The sequence below is a fragment of the Pseudomonas sp. S35 genome (assembly GCF_009866765.1).
Taxonomy (GTDB): domain Bacteria; phylum Pseudomonadota; class Gammaproteobacteria; order Pseudomonadales; family Pseudomonadaceae; genus Aquipseudomonas.
The window spans coordinates 2,152,010-2,175,083 of record NZ_CP019431.1 but is presented as its reverse complement, the minus strand read 5'-3'; the positions used below and the strand labels follow the sequence as shown (position 1 = coordinate 2,175,083).

Annotated in this window: 20 protein-coding genes and 2 pseudogenes; 11 read left to right on the top strand and 11 right to left on the bottom strand. The window is 59.6% G+C overall.

Annotated elements, in window-relative coordinates; translation table 11 throughout:
• Positions 1–41 precede the first annotated feature (41 nt).
• Genes dmpG through PspS35_RS09920 form a run of 5 tightly spaced genes read right to left on the bottom strand, consistent with a single transcriptional unit; the run spans position 42 to position 4,555 of the window.
• The gene (gene dmpG / locus PspS35_RS09940) at positions 42–1,082 is read right to left on the bottom strand and encodes a 4-hydroxy-2-oxovalerate aldolase (RefSeq protein WP_159933988.1); all 1,041 of its coding nucleotides are present in this window, start codon (positions 1,080–1,082) and stop codon (positions 42–44) included.
• Positions 1,079–2,017, bottom strand: a complete 939-nt coding sequence (locus PspS35_RS09935; protein ID WP_159933986.1) for an acetaldehyde dehydrogenase (acetylating) — start codon at positions 2,015–2,017, stop codon at positions 1,079–1,081. Before PspS35_RS09935 ends, dmpG begins: the two co-directional genes overlap by 4 nt.
• Positions 2,017–2,799, bottom strand: coding sequence for a fumarylacetoacetate hydrolase family protein (locus PspS35_RS09930; RefSeq protein ID WP_159933984.1), 783 nt, complete (start codon positions 2,797–2,799; stop codon positions 2,017–2,019). The genes PspS35_RS09935 and PspS35_RS09930 overlap by 1 nt, the downstream gene beginning before the upstream one ends.
• A complete protein-coding gene (locus PspS35_RS09925; RefSeq protein ID WP_159933982.1) occupies positions 2,792–3,637 on the bottom strand; it encodes an alpha/beta hydrolase in 846 nt (281 codons plus the stop codon). The genes PspS35_RS09930 and PspS35_RS09925 overlap by 8 nt, the downstream gene beginning before the upstream one ends.
• Before the next feature lie 15 nt (positions 3,638–3,652).
• Entirely contained in the window at positions 3,653–4,555 is a 903-nt protein-coding gene (locus PspS35_RS09920; protein WP_159933980.1) for a VOC family protein, read from the bottom strand.
• A 565-nt stretch (positions 4,556–5,120) separates the two neighbouring features.
• Here PspS35_RS09920 and PspS35_RS09915 point away from each other — a divergent pair.
• Positions 5,121–5,360, top strand: a pseudogene (locus tag PspS35_RS09915) (DNA-binding domain-containing protein); the annotation flags it as partial.
• 17 nt (positions 5,361–5,377) lie between these two features.
• Here the strand turns inward: PspS35_RS09915 and PspS35_RS09910 are convergent.
• From PspS35_RS09910 to PspS35_RS09895, 4 genes are all read right to left on the bottom strand, one after another.
• On the bottom strand, positions 5,378–5,608 hold the full coding sequence (locus tag PspS35_RS09910; protein ID WP_159933978.1) for a hypothetical protein: 231 nt from the start codon (positions 5,606–5,608) through the stop codon (positions 5,378–5,380).
• A gap of 351 nt (positions 5,609–5,959) precedes the next feature.
• A complete protein-coding gene (locus PspS35_RS09905; RefSeq protein ID WP_159933976.1) occupies positions 5,960–6,397 on the bottom strand; it encodes a RidA family protein in 438 nt (145 codons plus the stop codon).
• 64 nt (positions 6,398–6,461) lie between these two features.
• Positions 6,462–7,775, bottom strand: coding sequence for an NAD(P)/FAD-dependent oxidoreductase (locus PspS35_RS09900; RefSeq protein WP_159933974.1), 1,314 nt, complete (start codon positions 7,773–7,775; stop codon positions 6,462–6,464).
• A gap of 101 nt (positions 7,776–7,876) precedes the next feature.
• Positions 7,877–8,494 (bottom strand): TetR/AcrR family transcriptional regulator, encoded by a 618-nt coding sequence (locus PspS35_RS09895; protein ID WP_159933972.1) that lies wholly within the window; start codon positions 8,492–8,494, stop codon positions 7,877–7,879.
• A gap of 140 nt (positions 8,495–8,634) precedes the next feature.
• On the opposite strand from PspS35_RS09895, the pseudogene PspS35_RS09890 reads away from it, so the two are divergent.
• The 3 genes and pseudogenes from PspS35_RS09890 to argE all read left to right on the top strand — a co-directional run bounded on the left by PspS35_RS09890 (position 8,635) and on the right by argE (position 12,104).
• A pseudogene (locus PspS35_RS09890) lies at positions 8,635–10,064 on the top strand (aspartate aminotransferase family protein).
• A gap of 171 nt (positions 10,065–10,235) precedes the next feature.
• Positions 10,236–10,910, top strand: coding sequence for a DUF1028 domain-containing protein (locus tag PspS35_RS09885; protein ID WP_159938017.1), 675 nt, complete (start codon positions 10,236–10,238; stop codon positions 10,908–10,910).
• Between the two features lie 30 nt (positions 10,911–10,940).
• Complete coding sequence (gene argE, locus PspS35_RS09880) at positions 10,941–12,104, top strand: acetylornithine deacetylase (protein WP_159933970.1); 1,164 nt, start codon at positions 10,941–10,943, stop codon at positions 12,102–12,104.
• Between the two features lie 103 nt (positions 12,105–12,207).
• Here argE and PspS35_RS09875 read toward each other — a convergent pair whose 3' ends face one another.
• A complete protein-coding gene (locus PspS35_RS09875) occupies positions 12,208–13,113 on the bottom strand; it encodes a LysR family transcriptional regulator (RefSeq protein ID WP_081569071.1) in 906 nt (301 codons plus the stop codon).
• Between the two features lie 273 nt (positions 13,114–13,386).
• Between PspS35_RS09875 and PspS35_RS09870 the strand changes: the two genes are divergently transcribed.
• The 7 genes from PspS35_RS09870 to PspS35_RS09840 all read left to right on the top strand — a co-directional run bounded on the left by PspS35_RS09870 (position 13,387) and on the right by PspS35_RS09840 (position 21,977).
• On the top strand, positions 13,387–14,877 hold the full coding sequence (locus PspS35_RS09870) for an aldehyde dehydrogenase (protein WP_159933968.1): 1,491 nt from the start codon (positions 13,387–13,389) through the stop codon (positions 14,875–14,877).
• Between the two features lie 33 nt (positions 14,878–14,910).
• The gene (locus PspS35_RS09865; protein ID WP_159933966.1) at positions 14,911–16,311 is read left to right on the top strand and encodes a cytosine permease; all 1,401 of its coding nucleotides are present in this window, start codon (positions 14,911–14,913) and stop codon (positions 16,309–16,311) included.
• Positions 16,308–17,942 (top strand): GMC family oxidoreductase N-terminal domain-containing protein, encoded by a 1,635-nt coding sequence (locus tag PspS35_RS09860; RefSeq protein WP_159933964.1) that lies wholly within the window; start codon positions 16,308–16,310, stop codon positions 17,940–17,942. The genes PspS35_RS09865 and PspS35_RS09860 overlap by 4 nt, the downstream gene beginning before the upstream one ends.
• A 385-nt stretch (positions 17,943–18,327) precedes the next feature.
• Positions 18,328–19,314, top strand: coding sequence for an ABC transporter substrate-binding protein (locus PspS35_RS09855; protein ID WP_159933962.1), 987 nt, complete (start codon positions 18,328–18,330; stop codon positions 19,312–19,314).
• A 13-nt stretch (positions 19,315–19,327) separates the two neighbouring features.
• Positions 19,328–20,131 carry an ABC transporter permease gene (locus PspS35_RS09850; protein WP_159933960.1) on the top strand — a complete coding sequence of 268 codons (804 nt, stop codon included), beginning with the start codon at positions 19,328–19,330 and terminating at the stop codon, positions 20,129–20,131.
• The gene (locus PspS35_RS09845) at positions 20,119–20,958 is read left to right on the top strand and encodes an ABC transporter ATP-binding protein (RefSeq protein ID WP_159933958.1); all 840 of its coding nucleotides are present in this window, start codon (positions 20,119–20,121) and stop codon (positions 20,956–20,958) included. Before PspS35_RS09850 ends, PspS35_RS09845 begins: the two co-directional genes overlap by 13 nt.
• Positions 20,959–21,791: 833 nt before the next feature.
• Positions 21,792–21,977: a hypothetical protein gene (locus PspS35_RS09840; protein WP_159933956.1), complete on the top strand. Its 186-nt coding sequence runs from the start codon at positions 21,792–21,794 to the stop codon at positions 21,975–21,977.
• A gap of 525 nt (positions 21,978–22,502) precedes the next feature.
• Here the strand turns inward: PspS35_RS09840 and PspS35_RS09835 are convergent.
• Positions 22,503–23,000 (bottom strand): hypothetical protein, encoded by a 498-nt coding sequence (locus PspS35_RS09835; RefSeq protein WP_159933954.1) that lies wholly within the window; start codon positions 22,998–23,000, stop codon positions 22,503–22,505.
• Positions 23,001–23,074: the final 74 nt, after the last annotated feature.

Below are 23,074 nucleotides of genomic sequence, written 5' to 3'. Positions count from 1 at the left end.
TTTTCCCGTAGCGGGATTTCTAAAAAAGTACGGTCTGAAGATCAGCCCGGCCGGCTATGCACGGTGGTTGAGGCTCTGTTTTTCAGCAGATCCAGCGCCACGTCGACAATCATGTCCTCCTGACCACCCACCAGCCGCCGCTTGCCCAGTTCGACGAGAATGTCGAGGGTCTTGACCCCGTACTTCTCGGCAGCCACTTCGGCATGGCGCAGGAAACTGGAGTAGACGCCGGCATAACCCAGGCCGAGCGTTTCCCGGTCAACACGCACCGGGCGATCCTGCAGCGGGCGCACCAAGTCATCAGCGGCATCCATCAGCTGATACAGCTCGGTTCCGTGGTTCCAGCCCATCCGCTCTGCTGCGGCGATGAAGACCTCCAGAGGCGCGTTACCAGCACCGGCGCCCATACCGGCCAAGCTGGCGTCGACGCGGTCGCAGCCCTCCTCCACCGCCACAATGGAGTTCGCCACGCCCAGGCTGAGGTTGTGGTGTGCGTGCATACCTGTCTGGGTTTCGGGATTCAGCGTCGCCTTGAAAGCTCGCATGCGGTCGCGGATGTCGTTCATGTTCATGGCGCCCCCGGAGTCGGCCATGTAGATGCACTGCGCGCCGTAGCTTTCCATCAGCTTGCCCTGACGGGCCAGCTCCTCGGGCGGAATCATGTGGCTCATCATGAGGAAACCGACGGTGTCCATGCCAAGCGAACGGGCGTACTCGATGTGCTGCCTGGAAACGTCCGCTTCGGTGCAATGGGTGGCCACGCGCACGGTGCGGGCGCCGGCCTCGTAAGCGGCCTTGAGGTCGTGCACGGTGCCGATGCCCGGCAGCAGCAGCACCGCAATACGCGCATGATCGATGACGTCGGCAGCCGCTTCGATCCATTCCAGATCACTGTGCGCGCCGAAGCCGTAGTTGAAGCTGGAACCTTGCAGGCCATCGCCGTGGGTCACCTCGATAGAATCGACACGGGCCTTATCCAACGCGCGAGCGATATCCTGCACGTTCTGGATCGAGTACTGGTGACGGATCGCGTGGCAGCCATCGCGCAAGGTCACGTCGGAAATATAGAGTTTCTTGCTCATGCCGAGACTCCCATCGACTGGGCCATGCGCTCGGCGGTCGCCAGCGCGGCGGAGGTCATGATGTCGAGGTTACCGGCGTACGCCGGCAGATAATGAGCGGCGCCTTCCACTTCGAGGAAGATCGACGTTTTCAGCCCGCTGAATCGGCCGTGGCCGGGGATGCACAGGGGTGCTGAATCGGGAATCACGTCGAACTGCACCTTCTGCTTGAGGCGATAGCCCGGTACATAGATCTGCACGGCGGCGGCCATTTCCTCGATGCTGGCGCAGACCCTGGACTGATCCGCTGCTTCGCTGAGCACGAACACCGTGTCTCGCATCATCACTGGTGGCTCGGCCGGATTCATGATGATGATCGCCTTGCCCTTGGCCGCGCCACCGATAACCTCGATGGCCTTGCTGGTAGTCTCGGTGAACTCATCGATATTGGCGCGCGTGCCAGGGCCGGCGGATTTGCTGGCGATCGAGGCGATGATCTCGGCGTAATGCACTTTGGCCACGCGAGACACCGCCGCCACCATCGGGATGGTGGCCTGGCCGCCGCAGGTCACCATGTTGACGTTGAGCTGACCCAGGTTTTGCTCCAGGTTCACCACCGGCACGCAGTACGGGCCGATGGCAGCTGGCGTCAGGTCAATCAGACGAATACCCGGCTTGATGCGACGCAGAAAGGCATCGTTCTTGATGTGGGCACCGGCCGAGGTGGCATCGAAAACGAAATCTATATCCTGAAAGACCGGAAGGCGAGCCAAGCCTTCCACGCCCTCATGGGTGGTAGCGATACCCAGTCGAGCTGCGCGAGCCAGGCCGTCGGAGCTTGGGTCGATGCCGACCATGGCGACCATTTCAAGATACTTGGCGTTGCGCATTATCTTGATCATCAGGTCAGTGCCGATATTGCCCGAGCCGATGATCGCTACTTTGGCGGTTTTCATCAGACAGTCTCCCCATAGGTGAACGACACCTCACCCAAGCCACCGATTTTCGCCACGATGTGGTCGCCGGGGGCCAGGGTGATCATCGGTCCCAGCGCCCCCGTTAGCACCACGTCGCCAGCACGCAACGGCTCACCGGCTGCGGCCAGGGTCCTTGCCAGCCAGGCAGCGGCATTCAACGGATGCCCCAGGCACGCTGCACCAGCCCCTACCGAGGCGACCGCTCCGTTGACTTCCAACACCATGCCGCAGGTATACAGATCCAGTGCGTCGAGTGGACAGGCCTGCTTGCCCAGGACGAAACGTGCGCTTGAACCGTTGTCGGCGACGGTGTCAGCGAAGGTGATCTTCCAATCGGCGATACGGCTGTCGACGATCTCGATCGCGGCAAACGCGTACTGCGTCGCGGCGGCGATGTCGTCCGGCGTCGCGGTGAGGCTGGTCACGTCTGCCCCTAGCACCAACGCCACTTCGGCTTCAGCCCTGGGCTGCAACATGGCGTCGCGGTCGAGCACCCCGCCATCGATCAGTTGCATGTCTTCGAACAGAACGCCGAAATCCGGCTGATTCACACCGAACTGTTTCTGCACCGCCACGGACGTCAGGCCCACCTTGCGGCCTACGATGCGGCGGCCCTGCTCTACCCAGTAGCGAGTGTTTATGGCCTGCACCTCATACGCGCCTGTCGCGTCATCGGGAGCGAGGCCGTCGCGCAGCGGTGCAATAGGGCCCTGTTGATAGGCAGCACGCAGACGCTGGGCCAAAGAGGAATGGTCAGTCATCGCTCTGCCCCAGGAAACCATGCACCAGCGTGTTGAACTCATCAGATTTTTCCAACTGCGCCCAGTGGCCGCATTGCGGAAATACGTGCAGGCTCGCGTTGGGCAACAAACGCATCAGCAGCAAACTGGTATCCCACGGGATGACACGGTCCTCCTTGCCATAAATCAGCAGCGTGGAGTTCTGCAATGGCGAGCCGACCAGGCGCTCCCACAGATTGAGCATCGGATGGCCCTTCCACTCGCGCTTCTTAAGAAGATCCGGGTGAGTAGCCGCCTGATATCGCGCCTCGATCAGTTCAGGCGTCACCATCGACTGGTCGTACACCATGATGCGTACCGCTGCTTCGAGCTTCTCGCGGGTCGGACCTTCGCCTTGATAGAAGGCGCCCAGGATCTTGATGCCTTCGGTCATCATCGGCGTGAACATGGTCGGCGAACCGCCCGGCCCCATCAGCACCAGCTTTGCGACCAGATCGGGGCGTTTCATCGCCATGGTCATGGAGATCGTGCCGCCCATGGAATTGCCGATGAAGTGGGCCCGTTTCACGCCTAGCTTGTCGAGCGCCTGGGCAAAAACTTCCGTATAGAAGTCCGTGTCCTGGTAGGCACTGAGGGGCTTGTCCGATTTGCCATAGTGCGGCGCGTCGAAGGCGATGACCCGGTAAGTGGCAGCGAAGGCCGGCAGGTTGGTCCGGTAGTTGCTCCATGCCGACGCCCCCGGCCCTCCCCCGTGCAGCATCACCAGCACGCGGTCACCTACCTCGGTGTCGTGGTAATGAATATTGAGGCCATTAACTTCAATGAAACGTGAAGTAGTTTCAGCTGTATGAACAGTCATGGTGGTCATCCTTCGTTACTTGGGCGCTTGAAACTGAGCCGGCATATGGAATTCGTGTCCCCAGCTACTGTTGGTGGGGTAATGAGTTACGTGCCAGGTTTCGTCGTCGATCTGGATACCGCCCCAACCGATTTCCACTGACCAGCCAGACGGCGTCAGGACGTAGAACGAGAACATGTTGTCGTTAACGTGCCGTCCAAGATCGATAAGGATGTGCGCGCCGGCCTCACGCGCGCGGCTATAGGCGAAACCCACTTCGTCGAGCGAGTTCATTTCCAGAAGAATGTGATGCAGGCGTGGGCCATGGGTTGGCGGCATGTCGACGATGGCGAGGGAGTGATGACGTTCGTTCACCCGCATGAACATCGCCTCACAGTTGACGCCTGAAATGATCAATGAATCGGTGCGCTTGAAGCCCAGCACTTTTTCATAAAAATCGATTTGAGCGGAGTATTCAGTGGTCGAGAGCACCAAATGCCCCAGCCCTTGTTCCTGAGTCAGGAATGGGCGCGCACCGACCGGCGACACGAATGGCTGATTGGCAAGTATCGTAGGTCCGTAATGGGCTTCGATCAGCACGCCATCGACATCCCGGAAGCGAATCATTTCCCGCACGGCTAGCGCTTGCGCTACCTCGTTGGGTACTTCCTCGAAGGGAATCCGAGCAGCACGCAGAGCGTTCCGCACGTTGTGCAAATCTTCGCTGCTGCGACACTCCCAACCCACGTAAGCGACGTCATCATGATCACCGGGATGAATGACGACTCGACGCTGGTGGAGGTCGGCGCGCAACACCAATGTGCCGTCCTCCAACTCTTGACCGATCTGCAAACCCAGCACATCGGGCGCAAACTTCTTCCACGCACCGATATCGCGTGCGGTAAATCCGATGTAGCCAAGGGTATCAATGCCCGACATGGTGGCTCCTCTGCGCATTGTTATTCTTGTGCTGCGAGCCGTCTGGCTTGACGGCGTCTGAAGAGGAGTCTGCTGTATAGGTCGGCGCCGGTCATTACCCGATATACCGTTGTTCTTGATCATCCGTACACGCGACGTATCACAAAGAACGAGGCCGTCGTATTTTAAGCAGAGGGATCTGCGCATCGGTGGTTTCAGCCCCACGAAATTGCGACTGGCGGCATGAACCGGTAATCAAAATGACGGTCCCCCACTGGATCTAATGTCGCGACTAGCCGAAAAATCAATGGCAAATCCTTGCGATGTGATCCTGTCCCGCCTGCCTGGGCGGAAATCTTTAAGAAGCATGGGCACCACTTTAGTATTTGGATAGATGGAATGAGCTCATCAAGCTGAAGGTCCCAATGAATACTGCGGGCAGTTCTCCCAGCAGGCAGTCAAAAACAGGGATGTGCTAGAGGCCCTTTCCATTAGAAACGGAGGTCCGTTCGGACATGTCTTCAAATAATTTTAATCCGCAAGCGAAAATCTTTTATCGGCCCATCGACGCAGCGTTGCGCTGGTGCAATTTCCTGGTGTCTCACAGGGTGCCGATCAAGGGATTGAAGAATGGCGTTGGGTGCAGAAGCAGTTCGAGAAACTGAAGGTCCACAGGAAGCGAGACAACGGTCTGAATATCTGGGCATGCCAAGTGAAAGGCCCTAGGAAGAAAACCACCCTGAAGGGTTACTTGATTGAGGATCCGAAGCAATTGTTTGAATTGATACCACCGGACAATCCTCATCTTAAAATCGCAGAATCTTAATACATGGTAAGAGGGCGTCACCCAACATAAGGCTTGGTGAGTTTGTTCCTATGAACGCCTTCTAGGCCTTGGAAGGAAGCACCCGTGATGATGACTTGCGCTCCCGCATAAGCTTCTTGGCCCAAAAGGTCGATGAAAGGTTGAACGATAAAGTTCTCTTTGTCCTCGACCGACTCGGAAAACACCTCTTTAGGCGGAAGCACGTTTTTTTGGCGCACCGCCAGGCGGCAATTATCGCCTAGAGCCAAGTCAAAATGCTTTTTGGAAGCTCTGACAACAAGTAACAGCTACTACTGATATAGTAGCTGCGGCGCTGTTGGCGTACGGGGTCGAGTGCGCGAAGTGACCAGTGAGTAACGATTAGATGGCGATGCGGCAGGTATCCAGGTCGCGCACCTAACCGATCATGATAACGTCCAGGGGCTAACGCATGATGGAGCGCAGCGCCCCGGCGAGTTCAAGCCAATTCGACGACCTCAACGGCCTGCCCGAATAACTCACCGAAGCACGCTCCGAGTTCAGTTCCCAATACCAGCGCTACTGACCCAGCAGCAGCAGCGCGATGCCGACGCTCCAGGCGATGCGCAGCGCAGCTTCGCTCACGCCTGACTCGGTTGCCAGTTGTCCGGCACCACAGCGATTACGTCGATTTCCATCAGCCATTGCGGCTGCCCTAGTCCGGAAATCACCAGCCCGGTGGAAATCGGGAACACACCCTTGAGCCACTTGCCAACCTCCTGGTAGACCGGCTCGCGATAGCGCGGGTCGATGATGTAGGTTGTGGTCTTGACGATGTGCGACAGGTCCGAACCCGCCTCTTCTAGCAACTGTTTGACGTTTTTCATCGCCTGTTCGGTCTGCGCACGCGGATCCCCAAGCCCCACCAGATTGCCTTCGAAATCGGTGCCGATCTGGCCACGTACGTACACAGTATTGCCGGCGCGCACGGCCTGGCACAGGTCGTTGTCCAGGCTCTGGTTGGGGTAGGTTTCCTTGGTGTTGAACATGCGAATGCGGGTATGAGTAGGTTGTGCCATGTGAGGGTCCCTGGAAGCAGAAAGTTGGCCGCGCCGCCCGCTTGGGTTCAGCGCGGAATCGAATTCAGGCCGTCACGGCTGATGCCGGAGCCGTTGAAACAGCGTGCTCGGCCTGGCGCTCGGCAGCGTCCCTGTATTCGAGGTACTTGCGCTGGGTGGCGATGTGATCGGCGACGTATTTGGCGTCATGCCACACGCCCCAGATGAACGACGACCCGCGACGCGACTGCCACGGCAAACCGAGGAAATAGATGCCGGACTCGTTGGACACCCCACGCTGATGCCGGGGTTTGCCTTTTTCATCGAAGGCGTCAACGTTCATCCAGTTGTAGTCGGTGGCAAAACCGGTGGCCCAGATGATGGTGGTGATGCCGGCCTCAGCCAGGTTCAGTTCCAGAATCGGGTGGGTCACGCATTCCGGATCGGGGAATACGCGACGGGCTTGAGGATCCAGCGGCAGGCTCAGCCCGTTGCGTTCGATGTAGGCATCGGCTGCATCGAGCACTGCCAGATAATTCTCGTCGCCACGCGCCAGGTTCTCGGCCAAGTCTGGCTGGAACGTCGCCACGCCGTCGTTGAACGAACGGGTGACACCGACCAGTTTCATGCCTCGCTGCGCCAGTTCACGGAAGTCCACCGTACGCCCGCCATAGGCGCCACTGACGGCGATCGTTACGTGCTCACGGCCAGGCCTCATCGCCGCCTGATCCCACTCGCCGAGCACCCCCAGCCACCAGCAGAAATCGCGATTGCGGTAGGCGCGGGGTGGGCGATCGTGGGCGCCAACCGAGAGGTATACCTGGCGGCCGGAGCGTTGCAATTCGTCTGCGATCTGAGTACCGGAAGACCCCGCACCGACCACCAGCACCGCGCCTTCGGCCAGTTGCTGCGGGTTGCGGTAGTGCGAGGAATGGATCTGAGTCAGACGTTCGTCGCTCGGTGCGATGGCTGGAATGACAGGTTTCTGAAATGGACCGGTTGCCACGACCACGCGATTGGCCTGGATCACACCTTCAGAGGTCTCGACCGTAAAACCGGGACGCCCCACGTTGCGATCAACCTTGCGCACTTCAACACCGGTGCGAATCGGCGCGTTGAATTTGCGGGCATAGGCTTCGAAGTAATCGGCGACCTGTTCTTTCGGGGCGAAACCGTCGGGGCTCAAACCGGCAAACTCGAGGCCGGGAAAACGGTCGTGCCAGGCCGGGCCGTTGGCAACCAGCGAATCCCAGCGCCCGGTGCGCCAGGCTTCGGCAATCCGGCTGCGCTCCAGCACCAGGTGCGGCACGCCTTGCTTGCTCAAATGCTCACTCATGGCCACGCCAGCCTGGCCAGCGCCGACCACAAGCGTATCGATTTCAGTTTTTCCAGCGGTCATACCTGTGTCCTTCACGAAGGCGGGTGTGGACGCATTCTGTGCAGGATCGGGGGATAGCGAAATTATGATTTTTGTCGTCGCAGAGCAGGAAAAAGCTAGGGCTATGGTTCGCCTGGGTCGCTCAACATCCCATGACACATCAGCCCCAGGACGCTGCGTATATGCGTCGCATGGGCTTGGCGATCAGGCACCGCTTCGGTCGCCAGGCGAATGAACGCAAGGTTGGCGTATTGATTGAACAGGGTGGCGGCAACCTCGATATCCACTGATTCACGCACCTTCCCCAGTTTCTGAAAATGTACCAACAGCGCCTTGGCTTCCTCGACCGCCGCCGCGTTCCACGGATGAAAGGCGTGGGACAGGTCTCCAGTGAACAGGAACGGCGCCAGTTCGCGCCACAGCGAAGTGGGCAACGCGCGTAACTGATAGCGAGTCATCAGGCCTTCGAGTTCACACAGCGCGTCGAGAGGGTCGGAATTGTCGTCCAGATTCGCGCTCGCCTCGCGCATCGCCAGTTCGTCGGGCGCCTTGAGCAACGAAAGCAGGATCTCCTGCTTGCCGCCGAAATAATTCACCACGGTTGGCGCCGAAGCGCCCGCCTCGTTAGCGATCTGTTCCAGCGTGGTCGGGCCGAATCCGTTGGCCTTGAACAGCGCAAGGGCCGCCTCGGCGATGACCTGCCGGCGCTGTTCTTTCTGCCGCTCTCTTAATCCGCTCATGACGCCCTTGCGCTGGCTTTACGATGCCGCTCAGAGTACGGATTTGTATTTTTTCTCCACAAATATTTTCTTTAGAAAAATATCTTTAGCTGCCAAAACTTATGTCACAACACCCCCCGGCCAGCCTTCGCCGCCTCGTAATGGCGAGCATCGGGCGCTTTATCTGGAGACCCGCAAGGTCCATCGAACTCGATACTGAACTCAACAGCAGCCGCACCACGAGCGATTATCAGGCGTCCGATGCCGCGCATCACATCCATGCGTTCGTCGACCAGAAAGCCTTCAACGAAGAAGGTCCACGGGTGATGGTCAGAGGGGATCGGCTGGCGTTGTGGGACAGCGACGGCAATCGCTACCTGGATGGCATGTCGGGGTTGTGGTGTACCAACCTCGGTTACGGGCGCAAAGACCTCGCCGATGCCGCCAGCACTCAGCTGGAGCAGTTGCCTTACTACAACATGTTCTTCCACACCACTCACCCTGGGTGATCGAGCTCTCTGAACTGCTGTTCAGCCTGCTGCCTGCGCACTACAGCCACGCGATCTACACCAACTCCGGCTCCGAGGTCAACGAGGTGCTGATCCGCACCGTGCGCAAGTTCTGGCAGGTGATGGGCAAGCCCGAGAAGAAGGTCATGATCGGTCGCTGGAACGGTTACCACGGCTCGACACTGGCGGCGACTGCGCTGGGCGGCATGAAATTCATGCACGAAATGGGCGGCACGATTCCGGATGTGGCACACATCGATGAGCCCTACTGGTTCGTCCACAACGGCGACCTGAGCCCTGAAGAGTTTGGTCTGCGCGCAGCGCGCCAGCTGGAAGACAAAATCCTCGAACTGGGTGCGGACAAGGTCGCAGCGTTCGTTGCAGAGCCGTTCCAGGGCGCCGGCGGCATGATTTTCCCACCTGAAAGCTACTGGCCCGAGATCCAACGCATCTGCCGCCAATACGATGTGCTGCTGTGCGTTGATGAGGTGATCGGCGGCTTTGGTCGTACCGGCGAATGGTTTGCCCACCAGACACTCGGTTTCGAGCCCGATACGTTGTCTATCGCCAAGGGTTTGGCCTCGGGCTATATCCCCATGGGCGGGCTGATTCTGTCGCGGCGCATGGCCGAAGCGCTGGTTGAAAAAGGCGGTGTATTCGCCCACGGCCTGACCTATTCCGGGCACCCGGTGGCGGCAGCGGTGGCGATCGCCAACCTCAAGGCGCTGCGGGATGAAGGCGTGGTGACGGAGGTGAAAAACGACACTGGGCCGTACCTGCAGAACTGCCTGCGCGAGGTGTTCGGCAATCACCCGTTGGTGGGTGAAGTCCAAGGTATCGGCCTGGTGGCTGCGTTGCAGTTCGCTGAAGACAAGGCCACGCGCAAACGCTTCGTCAACGAAAACGACATGGCCTGGCGCTGCCGGACCATCGGGTTTGAGGAAGGCATCATCATCCGCTCCACCCTGGGACGCATGATCATGGCGCCGGCGTTGGTCGCCACCCGTGCTGAACTGGACGAATTGGTGGACAAGACTCGCATCGCGGTGGACCGCACCGCCCGCGAGTACGGACGCCTGTAAGCAGGCACGACTGGCTGAGAAGTTTTTCCGTAACCAGGCTCCACAAAAAACCTCGTTTCGCCAACAGCTGCGCATCGACAGAATGCAGTCATGTCCCATCCCCGACCGGACGGCGTATCCCGCGCTCCGGTCGGCGGATGGCAGGTCAGGACGGAACAGGACGAACACACCATGACGTTTTCAATCGTCGGCCGTTGCGCCGAAACAGGACAATTGGGCATCGCCATCAGCTCTTCCAGCTTAGCCGTGGGTGCCCGCTGCCCCTGGCTGCGTCCGGGAGTGGGTGCGGTGGCCACGCAGAACATCACCCTCCCCGCCCTCGGCCCGCAAGTGCTCGACCAGATAGAAAACGGCCTGTCTCCGGCCGAGGCGCTGGACAAAGCGCTGACCAGCAACGGCTACAGCCAGTTTCGTCAGTTGACCGCCATTGATCACCTGGGCCAGACCGCGCACTTCAGCGGCAGCGAAACCCTCGGCACGCACAACGCACTGGCCGGTGAGCAATGCGTCGGTGCGGGCAACATGCTCGCTGATCGCGCTGTCATCGAAGCACTGGTGCAGACGTTCGAAAACGGCGGCGGTCAGCTGGCCGACCGTTTGATCGCGGCGATGCAGGCAGCCGTCGCGGCCGGTGGCGAAGCAGGCCCGGTACATTCCGCGGCACTGGTGGTGGTGGGCGAACTGACCTGGCCCATCGTCGACCTGCGCGTGGATTGGGCCGACGAAGACCCTATCGGCAAACTGGCGCAACTGTGGAGCGACTACAGTCCGCAGATGCAGGACTACATCACCCGCGCCCTCGACCCGACCAAGGCGCCGAGCTATGGCGTGCCCGGTGACGAATAAGGCCCCGGTGAACCAGGCAAGGATCGACACATGAGCAAAAGCCGGGATCTGTTGGCGGCGCTGGTGGCTTTCGACACCACCAGTCGCGAGTCGAATGTGCAACTGATCGAATTCGTGCGCGATTATCTGGCGCAATTCGATGTGCCCTGCGAGCTGATCTATAACGAGCCGCGCAGCAAGGCCAACCTCTTCGCGACCCTCGGCCCGGCAGATCGTCCGGGCATCGTGCTGTCCGGGCATACCGATGTGGTTCCGGTGGACGATCAGCCCTGGACGGTCGCTCCGTTTGAACTCAGTGAGCACCACGGCCGGCTGTTCGGGCGCGGTACGGCGGACATGAAAGGCTATATCGCTTGCGTGCTGGCGGCGGTCCCCGATCTGCTCGCTGCACCGTTGAACAGGCCAGTGCACATCGCGTTGTCCTATGACGAAGAAGTCGGTTGCCTGGGCGTGCGCTCATTGCTCGCCGAGCTTGAGCAACGGCCGGTCAAGCCGCTCCTGTGTATCATCGGCGAGCCCACCGAGCTCAAGCCGGTGCTCGGCCATAAAGGCAAGCTGGCGATGCGTTGCGATGTGCATGGAGCACCCTGCCATTCGGCGTATGCGCCTCAGGGCGTGAATGCCATCGAGTACGCAGCCGAGCTGATCGGCGAACTGGGCCGCATCGGCACGACTCTGCGCGCTATGGATCTGCACGACCCGCGCTTCGATCCGCCTTTTACCACGGTGCAGGCCGGTGTCATTAGCGGCGGCAAGGCGCTGAATATCGTGCCGGCCGACTGCCGCTTCGATTTCGAGGTCCGTGCGCTGCCCGCGCAGAATCCGCGTGACGTTGCCGAGCAGCTTCAGCAATACGCCGAGACCCATGTGTTGCCGAAAATGCGCGCTGTAAATGCGGGCAGTGACATCCGCTTCTCCGAGCTGTCCGCGTACCCCGGCCTGGTCACCGACGCGAAAAGCCAGGCGGCGCAGTTGATTGCGCAGTTCTGTGGTTCGGATGAGTTCACGACCGTGGCCTTCGGCACCGAAGGCGGGTTGTTCGATGCTATCGGCATTCCCACCGTGGTGTGCGGCCCGGGCAGCATGGACCAGGGGCACAAGCCGGATGAGTTTGTCAGCGTCGAGCAGCTGGATGGGTGTGATGCGATGTTGCGGCGGATAGTCGATATTCTCCAGTCAACACAATCTCTGTAGCCGTACGACCGGGCGGCGCTCCGTTTGCCGGCGGTAGCGGCTTTGAATATGCCGCCGCCGGCCAGCCGTGCGGCTACAGAGGTGGAATGTCGGATTCCAGGCGCTACTTCGGCGCCAACTCTTCCCGACAATGATCCACAAACAACTGCGCCGGTTTGGTCAATTGCGAACGACGCAGCCAGGCGGCTGACAATCCTGAGCCGGTGACTTCTTCGGCCAGCGGCACACACACCACTTTCTGTCCGTCGTAGGTGAGATCGGATTTCGGCCGGGTCACCAGAATAGAGAAACCAAACCCGCGCCCGACCATGCCACGCACCATCTCGATCGACGGCGAGCTAAACTGAATGTGCGGAGTCAGTCCGCGCTCTTCGAAGATACTGACGAAATAGGTCCGGCTCGGCTGTACGTCCAGCAGCACCATCGGCTCAAGCACCAGATCATTGAGCGAAACCTTGGCCTGATTGGCGAAGCGATGACCTTCTGGCAATAGCGCGTACGGCTGCTGCGGCGCCATCAGAGGCGCGGTGTCGATGGTGCTGTCCAGATCGTGTTCGTAGAGGATTGCCAGGTCGATGCTGCCCGAGGTTAGCGCCTGCACCAGTTCCTGTTGCTCGCCATCGCGAATGCGGATTTCCACTCCCGGCCAACGATCACGGAACCCTGCAATCAAGCGAGGCAGGTACAGCGGCGCAACGGTTTCGAAGCAGCCGATATCGATTTGCCCGGCCACCACATCGTTGTCCGCCAGGGCGTTCTGCTCAAACTCGTGGGCCACCCGCAACAGCTCCTGGGCCTTGCGGTAGAAGCGTGCGCCACTGGGCGTCAGCGACACGCCCTGAGCGTGGTGCCGAATGAACAGCTGCACGGCAAAGCTTTCTTCAAGGTGCTTGATCGCGGTGGAGACCGAGGGCTGCGCGATGTACAGCTTGCGGGACGCCTCGGCGACGCTGCCGCACTCCACCGTGGTGACGAAATACTTGAGTTGTCGCAGGTTGTAGGCTGCCATTGCTACCTCGAATTCGCTGAACCGTGACCTCGGATCTTGCGCGCTATTCTGCGATGTTCAAAGCCTATGAGAAACAAGCAAATTCCTGCCCACTGAAGCTAAAAAAACTGACCCCGAAACGGTGCGCAACGCACCGTAAAGGTGCGTTATTGGCGAGTTTTTTTATCGATAGCGAAGACATTTTTAATAATTTCCTGCCCCTGCCACATCGCCCACTATCGGCACCACTGATCGTGAACATGGTCCGCAGAGGCCATTGAAGGAGTGTGTGCAGTGACGGATTTCAAAAGCTGGCAACGCCTAGCCGAACACCAGCGTTTCATCGACGCTTCTCTGATCGCGGGGAACATTCATCAGGCGCAGAGCGGTGAGACGTTCGCCGTCATCAACCCCGCCACCAATGCCTTGCTGGCAAACGTGGCGGCGTGTTCGGATGCGGATGTCGACCTGGCTGTTCGCGTCGCGCGCAAGAGTTTTGAAAGCGGGCCGTGGGCGCGCATGCAGCCCAAGGAGCGCAAGGCGATTCTGCTGCGCCTGTCGGAGTTGATTCTGGCGCATCGCGAAGAGCTGGCACTGCTGGACTCGCTGAGCATGGGCAAGCCGGTGATGGACGCCTACAGCATCGATGTGCCCGGCGGCGCCCACGTCTTCGCCTGGTACGCCGAAAGCCTCGACAAACTCTACGATCAGGTCGCGCCCACCGGGCCCGGCACCCTGGCGACCATCACCCGCGTGCCGCTGGGCGTGATCGCTGCGGTGGTGCCGTGGAACTTCCCTCTGGACATGGCCGCCTGGAAGCTGGCCCCAGCGCTGGCGGCGGGTAACAGCGTGATTCTCAAGCCCGCCGAGCAATCGCCGTTTTCGGCACTGCGTCTGGCGCAATTGGCCCTTGAAGCGGGCGTTCCGGAAGGCGTGTTCAACGTGATCACCGGTTTGGGTGAACACGCCGGTCGCGCGCTGGGTCTGCATCCGGATGTGGATGCGCTGGCGTTCACTGGCTCGACGCAGGTTGGCAAATACTTCATGCAATACGCCGCGCAGTCGAACCTCAAACAAGTGTGGCTGGAGTGCGGCGGCAAGAGCCCGAATCTGGTGTTCGCCGACTGTCAGGATCTGGATCTGGCGGCCGAGAAAGCCGCTTTCGGGATATTCTTCAATCAGGGCGAAGTGTGCTCGGCCAACTCGCGGCTGTTGGTGCAGCGTTCGATTCATGACGAGTTCGTCGAGCGCATGATCGAAAAGGCGCAGCACTGGCAGCCCGGCGATCCGCTCGATCCTTCGAGCAAAATGGGCGCCATCGTCGATTCCACTCAAGCGGCGCGGGTGATGGAGTACATCGCCGACGCCGGTGCCAGCGGCGCGCGTCTGGTGGCGGGCGGCGAACGGGTGATGATCAACGGCTCGAACAATTTCATTCAGCCGACCCTCTTCACACACGTTACGCCGGACATGCGTCTATCCCGCGAAGAGGTGTTCGGCCCGGTGCTTGCAATCACTGCGTTCGACGACGAAGACCAGGCCGTGCAGATGGCCAACGATCACATCTACGGCCTTGCCGCATCGGTGTGGAGCGATGACCTCAACCGCGCCCATCGCGTGGCCAGCCGCTTGAATGCCGGGACCGTGTCGGTGAACACCGTGGACGCTCTGGACGTGACGGTGCCCTTCGGTGGCGGCAAGCAATCGGGCTTCGGCCGCGACCTGTCGCTGCATTCCTTCGACAAATACACCCAGCTGAAAACCACCTGGTTTCAGCTGCGCTAAGTCGTCGCCCTGGAACAACTTGAGTGAATCCGCATGACTAACAACGAACCAAGCGCAGCAACCCTCGAACTGAGCACCATCCAGCCCATCGCCGCCGATCAGCGTCACGGCCGCGCCCGCGATCTCTTCACCATCTGGTTCGGCTCCAACATCATGTTGCTGACCGTGGTCACCGGCGCGTTGGCGGTGACCGTCTTCAAGCTGCCGTTCATGGCGGCAATGACCGCACTGATTCTCGGCAACCTGATCGGCGGGATCTTCATGGCCCTGCACTCGGCGCAAGGCCCGCAACTGGGCGTGCCGCAGATGGTCCAGACCCGCGGCCAGTTCGGCTCCTACGGCTCGCTGCTGGTGGTCGCCCTGGTGGTGATCATGTATCTGGGCTTCTTCGCCTCCAATCTGGTGCTTGGCGGGCAGTCGCTGCAGAGCCGCTACGCGATGTTCAGCACCAATCAGGCTATCGTGCTGGTGGGCCTGATCAGCGTCGTGGCGACGGTGTTCGGCTATCGCCTGATACACGCCTACACGCGCATCATGTCCTATCTGTCCGGCGCGATTCTGCTGCTGTGCTTCGTCTGGATCATCGCCGTGCACGGCCTGCCAGCAGACTTCCTGCAACGCAACGAAATGAACCTGGCGGGCTTCCTCGGCACCCTGTCGATCGCGGCGCTGTGGCAACTGGCGTACGCGCCCTACGTCTCGGACTACTCGCGCTACATGCCCGCCGATACCGGTGGCAAGGCCGCGTTCTGGTCCAGCTACTGGGGCTGCTGCCTGGGTTCGATCCTGCCGATGGCATTGGGGGTGGTCGTCGGTTTGTGCGTCGAAGGCGACATTATTGCCGGGCTGATCGAAATGACCGGCAGCATCGCGACGCTGGTGGTCGCTGTGTTCTCCATCGGCATCGCCGCAACCAACGCGATGAACCTGTATTGCGGCACGCTCTCGGCGATCACGGTCGGTCAGACGCTGGTGCCTAAATGGTCGGCCGGCGCCCTCTCCCGCGCGATCACCGCGCTGGTGCTGTTCTCGATCTCGCTGACCCTGGCATTGCTGGGGCAGGACGACTTCATGGCCAACTACACCAACTTCATTCTTCTGCTGCTTTACGTGCTGGTGCCGTGGACCGCGATCAATCTGGTGGACTACTACCTGGTCGCTCACGGCAGCTACGACGTGGCCTCGTTCTTCCGTCGCGACGGCGGCATCTATGGCTATTTCAACTGGACGGCGGTGGGCTGCTACGTGCTCGGCATTCTGGTGCAGATCCCGTTCATGGCCACCGAGTTGTACACCGGGGTGATCGCCAAGGCCATGGGCGGCGCCGATGTGTCGTGGATCGTCGGGCTGCTGGTGATCTCGCCGGTTTACTACCTGGCGAGTCAGCGCCGCGGCCGCAAGCAGGCGCTGAGCGCCGTCGGGAGGAACGCATGAAAACCGACTTCGACTACATCATTGTCGGCGCCGGTTCGTCCGGTTGCGTGCTGGCGAACCGATTGAGTGCGGACCCGGCCGTCAGCGTCTGCCTGATCGAGGCCGGCAGCCATGACAACAACCTGCGTATCCAGACGCCCGCCGGAACCATCACGCTGTACAAGAGCAAGAAGTACAGCTGGAATTTCTTCTCCGCGCCGCAGAAAAACCTCAACGGTCGCAGCCTGCACACCCCACGCGGGAAGGCGTTGGGTGGCTCGAGTTCGATGAACAGCATGATCTACATTCGCGGCCATGCCAGCGATTACGACCGCTGGGCCGACGCCGGTTGCGCGGGTTGGGACTGGAACAGCGTGCTGCCGTTTTTCAAGAAGTCCGAGAACAACCGCCTCGGTCAGGACCCGCGCCTGCATGGCCTTCATGGCGAGTTGAACGTTGAAGCCGCACGCGACCCGAACCCGGTGTCGCAGTTGTTCGTCAAAGCCGCGCAGAAGGTCGGCATTCGCCGCAACGATGACTTCAACGGCGAGCAGCTTGAGGGTTGTGGCATCTACAACCTGACCCAGAAAGACGCCAGACGCCTGTCCAGTTATCGCGCCTTCGTTGCGCCGGTGCTCGACCGACCCAACCTCACGGTCATCACCGATTGCGCAGTGCAATCGCTGATCCTCGAACAGCGTGTGGCCAAGGGCGTACGGGTAGTGTCGGAGGGGCAGCAAACCCGCCTGACTGCGCGTCGCGAGGTAATTCTGTCGGCAGGTTCTCTCGCCAGCCCGAGCCTGCTTCTGGCCTCGGGTATCGGTCCGGCCGGCGAACTTAAAAACGCCGGGATCAAGGTCGAGCATGACCTGCCCGGGGTCGGCAAAAATCTGCAGGATCACCTCGACGGCTTGATCACCGTACGCTCGAAAAGCCAGCTGACACTGGGGTTTTCCCTCGGTTCGTTGCCGGGCATTCTGCTGGCGCCGCTGCGCTATGTGCTCGGCAAGAAAGGATGGCTGACCACCAACTACGTCGAAGCCGGTGGCTTCGCGCGCACGCCTCTGGCAGAGGCTCTGCCCGACGTGCAGTTTCACTTCGTGCCGGGTTATCGCAGCCATCGCGGGCGGTTGTTCGAATGGGGCCACGGTTATGCGGTACACACCTGTGTGTTGCGACCTAAAAGCATTGGCGAGTTGCGCCTGGATCGGAGCGGCAAGCCGGTCATTGACTTCAACTTTCTGTCCGACCCTGAAGACGCAAAAGTGCTGATCGAAGGGCTGAAGCTGGCGCGCAAGATCCTTGCCGATCAGCAATTCGACGGCATTCGCGGCGCAGAGATGCTCCCCGGCAAAGACGTGCAGACCGACGAGCAACTGATGACCTACGTGCGTGAGTACGCGGCGACGGTGTTCCATCCTGTGGGCACCTGCAAGATGGGGGTCGACCCGATGAGCGTGGTCGGGCCGGACCTGAAGGTGCACGGTATCGAAGGCCTTCGAGTGGTCGACGCCTCGATCATGCCGACCTTGATCAGCGGCAATACTAATGCCCCGTGCATCATGATCGGGGAGAAGGCGGCGGAGATGATTTTGCGTGGGAGTACTCAGAGCGCTATCAAAGAAACCACCATGTCCGCCGCAATCAGCTGAAAAGCTTCGCGAGCAAGCTCCCTCCCACGGACCGTGCGCTACCCGCCCAGTCCAGGTGCGCCGCAGTACTTGTGGGAGACAGATCGCTGGCGCGGGCCATTTTCGAGACGGGCTCCAAAGCCAGTAAACGCCGCATTCCTGCACCGGGAAGCGGCGTTTTTGTTGCGCCTGCCCCAGCTTCGAACACCTTTTCCCACCCCAGTTTTTTCCTCATCAGGGACCACATATTTACTAATTTTCGTATCCCTCGACATCGGCCAACATCAACCCTGCCCCACAGAGGCAAAAGGTCCGTCAGAGGCCACGAGCGTTTCAAGTTTTTGGCGTCTAGCCCCACTGCCCCGAGACATATTCGAATTAAAAAATCACCATCCGGGAGTGTTCAATGATCAAGTCTTTCGTATCGCGCTGCGTGCGTCCGCTGGCCCTGACTGCAATGGCTGCCGGCATCGCCAGCGGCGCCCAGGCCGGCACCCTGTCCATCGGACACACCACCTGGGTGGGTTACGGCACCCTGTACCTGGCCAAGGATCTGGGCTACTTCAAGGAAGGCGGCCTGACCGTCGAGCTGCCGACCATCGAAGAAGCCTCGATGTACATGGCCGCTCAAGCCTCCGGCAAGTTGTCCGGTTCGGCGTCGACCCTCGATGAAATCCTCAAGTACCGTCCACAGTTCTGCTTCAAGGCCGTGGCCGCGCTGGATGAAAGCCATGGCGGCGACGGTGTGCTGGTGGGCAAAGACATCAACAGCCTGCAGGACCTCAAGGGCAAGGCAGTTGCGGTCAACGAAGGTTCGGTGTCGCAGTTCTGGCTCAACTACCTGCTGAAAAATGCCGGCATGAAGATGAGCGACCTGACCATCCAGAACATGACCGCCGACGACGCCGCCACCGCCTTCATCGCCGGTCGCGTACCGGCCGCCGTGACTTGGGAGCCGCACCTGACTACCGTGCGCAACAAGCAGCAGGGCAAGGTTTTGGTGGACAGCAGCACCACGCCGGGTGTGATCGTCGATGTCGTGGCCCTGAGCTGCGATGTGATCGACAAGCAACAGGCTGACGTCAAGGCGCTGGTTGCGGGCCTGTACAAAGCCGTGCAGTACACCAAGGACCACCCGAAAGAAGCCTACGCGATCATGGCCAAGGGCGTGGGTGGCTACCTCGCCGACCCGGCTGAACTGGAAGCCGCAGCCAAGGGTGTGCGTTTCTACGACCAGGCCATGAGCGAAAAACTGCTGGGCAGCAACGGCAGCACCGGCGACGCCGCCACGGTCATCAAACTGGCCAACGAAACCGCCAGCGACTTGCAGGGCAAGCCGTACAACGTGAGCTACAGCGACCTGATCGACAACCGTTTCATCAGCCCGAAATAACCAGGAGCACCTCATGTCCAAGCGCAATTCGTGGCTGAACCGTTGCCTGACGCCCAAGACCAGCCTGCCGGTGCAGGTGATCTGGAGCGCCAGCGGTCTGGCCTGGGCCTTGTTGATTGGCCTCTGGGCCTTTCTTTCCTATGGCGGCGTGGTGCCGGCGATGTTCCTGCCGACACCGGGCGCGGTCTTCGATGCCGCGATGCGCCTGGCCCGTGATGGCACCCTCGGCCCACATGTGTGGGCCAGCGTGGAAGTGGTGATGGTCGGCTTCATCATCTCGTCGGTGGTCGCCGTGCCCATCGGGCTGTTGATGGGCAGCTTCCGGGTCGTGCAAGCGTTCCTCGAACCGCTGGTCAACTTCATCCGCTACCTGCCAGTGACCTCGTTCGTGCCGCTGTTCATCCTGTGGATCGGCATCGGTCTGGAACAGCGCGTGTCGATCATCATCTTCGGGGTGTTCTTCCAGCAACTGGTGATGATTGCCGACGTCTCCAAAGGGATTTCCAAAGACCTGATCAACGCGTCGTACACCCTGGGCTCGAGCCGCACGGACGCGGTGCTGCACGTCATAGCCCCGGCCTCACTGCCAGGCGTGCTGGACACCCTGCGCGTGACCATGGGCTGGGCCTGGACGTATCTGGTTGTCGCCGAACTGGTCGCCGCCTCCAGCGGCCTGGGTTACCTGAGCCTCAAGGCCATGCGCGGGTTTCAGGTCGACGTGATTTTCCTGGCAATCGCGGTCATCGGCCTGTTGGGCCTGATCACCGATCAACTTTTCAGACTTCTTCGCTTGAAGGTGGCCGCATGGGCTCAGTAACTGCAACTTCGCCGATTCAGCTTCGCCCGACTCCCGTGGCAGCTTCGGCCACTCCACGCTTGCGGGTCGATAACGTCACCTTGCAATACCAGACGCCATCGGGCAGCACCTTCACGGCGCTCGACAGCGTCTCGTTCGATGTTCCCGATCAGCAGTTCGCCGTGCTGGTTGGCCCGTCCGGTTGCGGCAAGTCGAGCCTGCTGTATCTGACCGCCGGCCTGGCCGAACCGACTTCTGGCGATATCTACGTCGGTGGCCAGCAAGTCGACGGCCCCGGCGCCGATCGCGGCATGGTGTTCCAGGGCTACACGCTGTTTCCGTGGCTGACCGTGCGCAAGAACATTGAGTTCGGCCTCAAGCGCCGTGGAGTGCCCGCCGCCGAGCGCAAGGAAATCGTCGAGTTCTACCTCAACGAAGTCGGCCTGCTGCGCTTCGCCGACAACTACTCCAAGCAGTTGTCCGGCGGGATGATGCAACGTGTGGCCATTGCGCGAGCTCTGGCGAACGACCCGCAAATCCTGCTGATGGACGAGCCGTTCGGCGCGCTTGATAGCCAGACTCGCCTGCAGATGCAGCAACTGCTGCTCAAGGTCTGGGAACACAGCAAGAAAACCGTGCTGTTCGTCACCCACGATATCGACGAGGCGATCCTGCTCGGCGACCGTATTTTCGTCATGGGCGCCCGTCCCGGTCGGATCAAGGAGGTGCTGGACGTGCCCATCGGCCGGCCGCGCAATCTGGACATGGTGATGGACCCGCAATTCATCCGCATGAAGCGCAACATCTTCCATCTACTGCATGACGGTCCGGAAGACCACGACCACTGAATCCGCTAGAAACTGCTAATACCTTCGTACTACCGCCATGGATCGGCGGGCGGTGCTAGAGTGCCCCGCCACAGAGATGACACCCAGTTTAGGCGTACACTCAAAGCCATCTGAATCCATCTGGCTCTGCCGGAAATCGCCACTCGCGTGGCCTGATGCACTGGGGGCAAAATTGGGGGCACATTTGAATTTTTCCCGCCTGGAAATACCGTCCTAGAGCCCAGTCAAATGTTTTTCGGCGAGTCGGCCAGCAATGACCATGCCGCACTGCGTCTTGGGTGCCGTCGCGTTATCGGCTGAACGACACGAGCTACAAATCGCTGTCACGTAATTCCAAACGTTGCCGTTGCTGTGAGAGGGTTAGAGGTTCGCATACAAAAACACTGGCACTATATGGGCCACCGCGAACATTCTGCCAGCCGTATATTTTCATCAGCTCAAGGGTAAGAAGTGTCTCTATTTCTAGCGCTGCCCGCCAACTACTGAAATTTGTTTCAATTATTTTTTAGACTTCGACCGGTTTGTGAAGTCGGGTCCATGATGATCCATCTCCGGCGAAGTGCTCCTTTATTCTCTGAGCAGGATTTTTTGATTATCCAACGTAGCACTTCTCTCCGCTTAGCTCGATAATATAGACGGAGATTTTCTTTCTCTTCAGATTTATTAGAGACATGCACAGATACCATAACGAATGGGGTTGACTTGCAGCGCTGGCTCCCCAAGGTCACCGATGGTGAAACTTCCAAAAAGTGGCCGGGGCTATGGACTGAACTCAGTCGCCCAAAAGGCTGCGCTCAAGTTACCACATGATTATGAGAAGGATTGACGATCAAATGCTGGCATCCATGGAATATCAACTGCATGGAGAAAGTTGTGAGGAGAAAACCGAATACGGCGCGAGCCGCTGGTCTGCACCAGCCACAGCTGGTGTCTACAAGCACGTAGCCCTCCCCTTGCTCGTGTTGTTGCCTCTTCTGGGGCTCCAGATGCAGGAACACTGGAGTCAATGGAACAGCTGACAGAGCGGTCTAACGGCCACCATACGATACATTTTGAACCAGCGATCGGCGATGCACAGTCCACATGCCATGATGGCTCGGCGGCAGTTCGAGCGACGGGCGACATTACGTGTGTTTCAGGTGCACTTCACTTGCACTGAGCGACGGCCGTAATTTTGTACTTCTCGGTGAAGCTGCGGGGGTTAGAATTTTCTATGGCACCAACACTTAAGATGGTGAATCCATTCGGGCAGTGCCTTCTGATACTGAGTTCGCACGGCGGAGCTGTAGTATCGTCAAAGGTGTTGCCAGGTTCGTAGCAACTGGCCAAGTACCGTCCATCATTAGAGCTTTTCTGGCCTAGCCAGTCATCGAAGCGATCCAAACCGCCTTGTATCGAGGCACAACTAGAAATTGCCACTATAAGAACGGTAGCTGATATCACTCGGAGAACGTGGAATGGGTTTAGCATTTCCAAGCACATTGGTAGTTAGGGAGCGCCCCCCCCCTAGTAAGCAAAGTCCGGGGGCGCGTCACCTTAGCAAATTAATTTTGCTTAAGTGTAAAGTTGGCGTTAATAGACCAGCTGCCGCCGCTGGAGCCAAAGCCTAATGAAGTTTGAAAGCCGCCTATCGTCGGTGAAGACCAATTCGCGTTCCACGCTCCGTCGAAGCCTCTACTAATAGAGGCACTGGCGCCGCTATCGAAGCTGAATGTTGTTCCAACCGAACTGTTTGAAAATTCGTAAGAAACAGCTCCGACAGTGACCTTGCCCGAGCCGTTGAGTTCACCACCGGGAGTGAACGATGCGCTGAACTCAAAATGATCTTGTGTGGTCTTGAAGCCCACGCTGCCATCCATTGATGTGCCGTTTGTAGACGCCGTACCAAATGCATTTCCTTGCTCGACGGTCACCTCGGCATGGCCGGTCTTTACCTTTCCGTTGAATGTGGCGGTGTCGACCTGCCCCCTGAAATTAGCGCCGATGACGCGCCCATTTTCTCTCCATACATCTGCCTGGAAAGGGATTTCATCCTCAGGCATGGGGCGTCCTGGCCCATTCGGTTTTTTGACATTGGGGGAAGCGCCTAGGTCAGTTCTAGTGCGATCATTATTCG

Bases quoted from the DNA above. Each gene is read 5' to 3' on its own strand.
- dmpG (WP_159933988.1), bottom strand. From the start codon at position 1,082: ATGAGCAAGAAACTCTATATTTCCGACGTGACCTTGCGCGATGGCTGC.
- PspS35_RS09935 (WP_159933986.1), bottom strand. From the start codon at position 2,017: ATGAAAACCGCCAAAGTAGCGATCATCGGCTCGGGCAATATCGGCACT.
- PspS35_RS09930 (WP_159933984.1), bottom strand. From the start codon at position 2,799: ATGACTGACCATTCCTCTTTGGCCCAGCGTCTGCGTGCTGCCTATCAA.
- PspS35_RS09925 (WP_159933982.1), bottom strand. From the start codon at position 3,637: ATGACTGTTCATACAGCTGAAACTACTTCACGTTTCATTGAAGTTAAT.
- PspS35_RS09920 (WP_159933980.1), bottom strand. From the start codon at position 4,555: ATGTCGGGCATTGATACCCTTGGCTACATCGGATTTACCGCACGCGAT.
- PspS35_RS09905 (WP_159933976.1), bottom strand. From the start codon at position 6,397: ATGGCACAACCTACTCATACCCGCATTCGCATGTTCAACACCAAGGAA.
- PspS35_RS09900 (WP_159933974.1), bottom strand. From the start codon at position 7,775: ATGACCGCTGGAAAAACTGAAATCGATACGCTTGTGGTCGGCGCTGGC.
- PspS35_RS09895 (WP_159933972.1), bottom strand. From the start codon at position 8,494: ATGAGCGGATTAAGAGAGCGGCAGAAAGAACAGCGCCGGCAGGTCATC.
- PspS35_RS09885 (WP_159938017.1), top strand. From the start codon at position 10,236: ATGACGTTTTCAATCGTCGGCCGTTGCGCCGAAACAGGACAATTGGGC.
- argE (WP_159933970.1), top strand. From the start codon at position 10,941: ATGAGCAAAAGCCGGGATCTGTTGGCGGCGCTGGTGGCTTTCGACACC.
- PspS35_RS09875 (WP_081569071.1), bottom strand. From the start codon at position 13,113: ATGGCAGCCTACAACCTGCGACAACTCAAGTATTTCGTCACCACGGTG.
- PspS35_RS09865 (WP_159933966.1), top strand. From the start codon at position 14,911: ATGACTAACAACGAACCAAGCGCAGCAACCCTCGAACTGAGCACCATC.
- PspS35_RS09860 (WP_159933964.1), top strand. From the start codon at position 16,308: ATGAAAACCGACTTCGACTACATCATTGTCGGCGCCGGTTCGTCCGGT.
- PspS35_RS09855 (WP_159933962.1), top strand. From the start codon at position 18,328: ATGATCAAGTCTTTCGTATCGCGCTGCGTGCGTCCGCTGGCCCTGACT.
- PspS35_RS09850 (WP_159933960.1), top strand. From the start codon at position 19,328: ATGTCCAAGCGCAATTCGTGGCTGAACCGTTGCCTGACGCCCAAGACC.
- PspS35_RS09845 (WP_159933958.1), top strand. From the start codon at position 20,119: ATGGGCTCAGTAACTGCAACTTCGCCGATTCAGCTTCGCCCGACTCCC.
- PspS35_RS09840 (WP_159933956.1), top strand. From the start codon at position 21,792: ATGCTGGCATCCATGGAATATCAACTGCATGGAGAAAGTTGTGAGGAG.
- PspS35_RS09835 (WP_159933954.1), bottom strand. From the start codon at position 23,000: ATGCCTGAGGATGAAATCCCTTTCCAGGCAGATGTATGGAGAGAAAAT.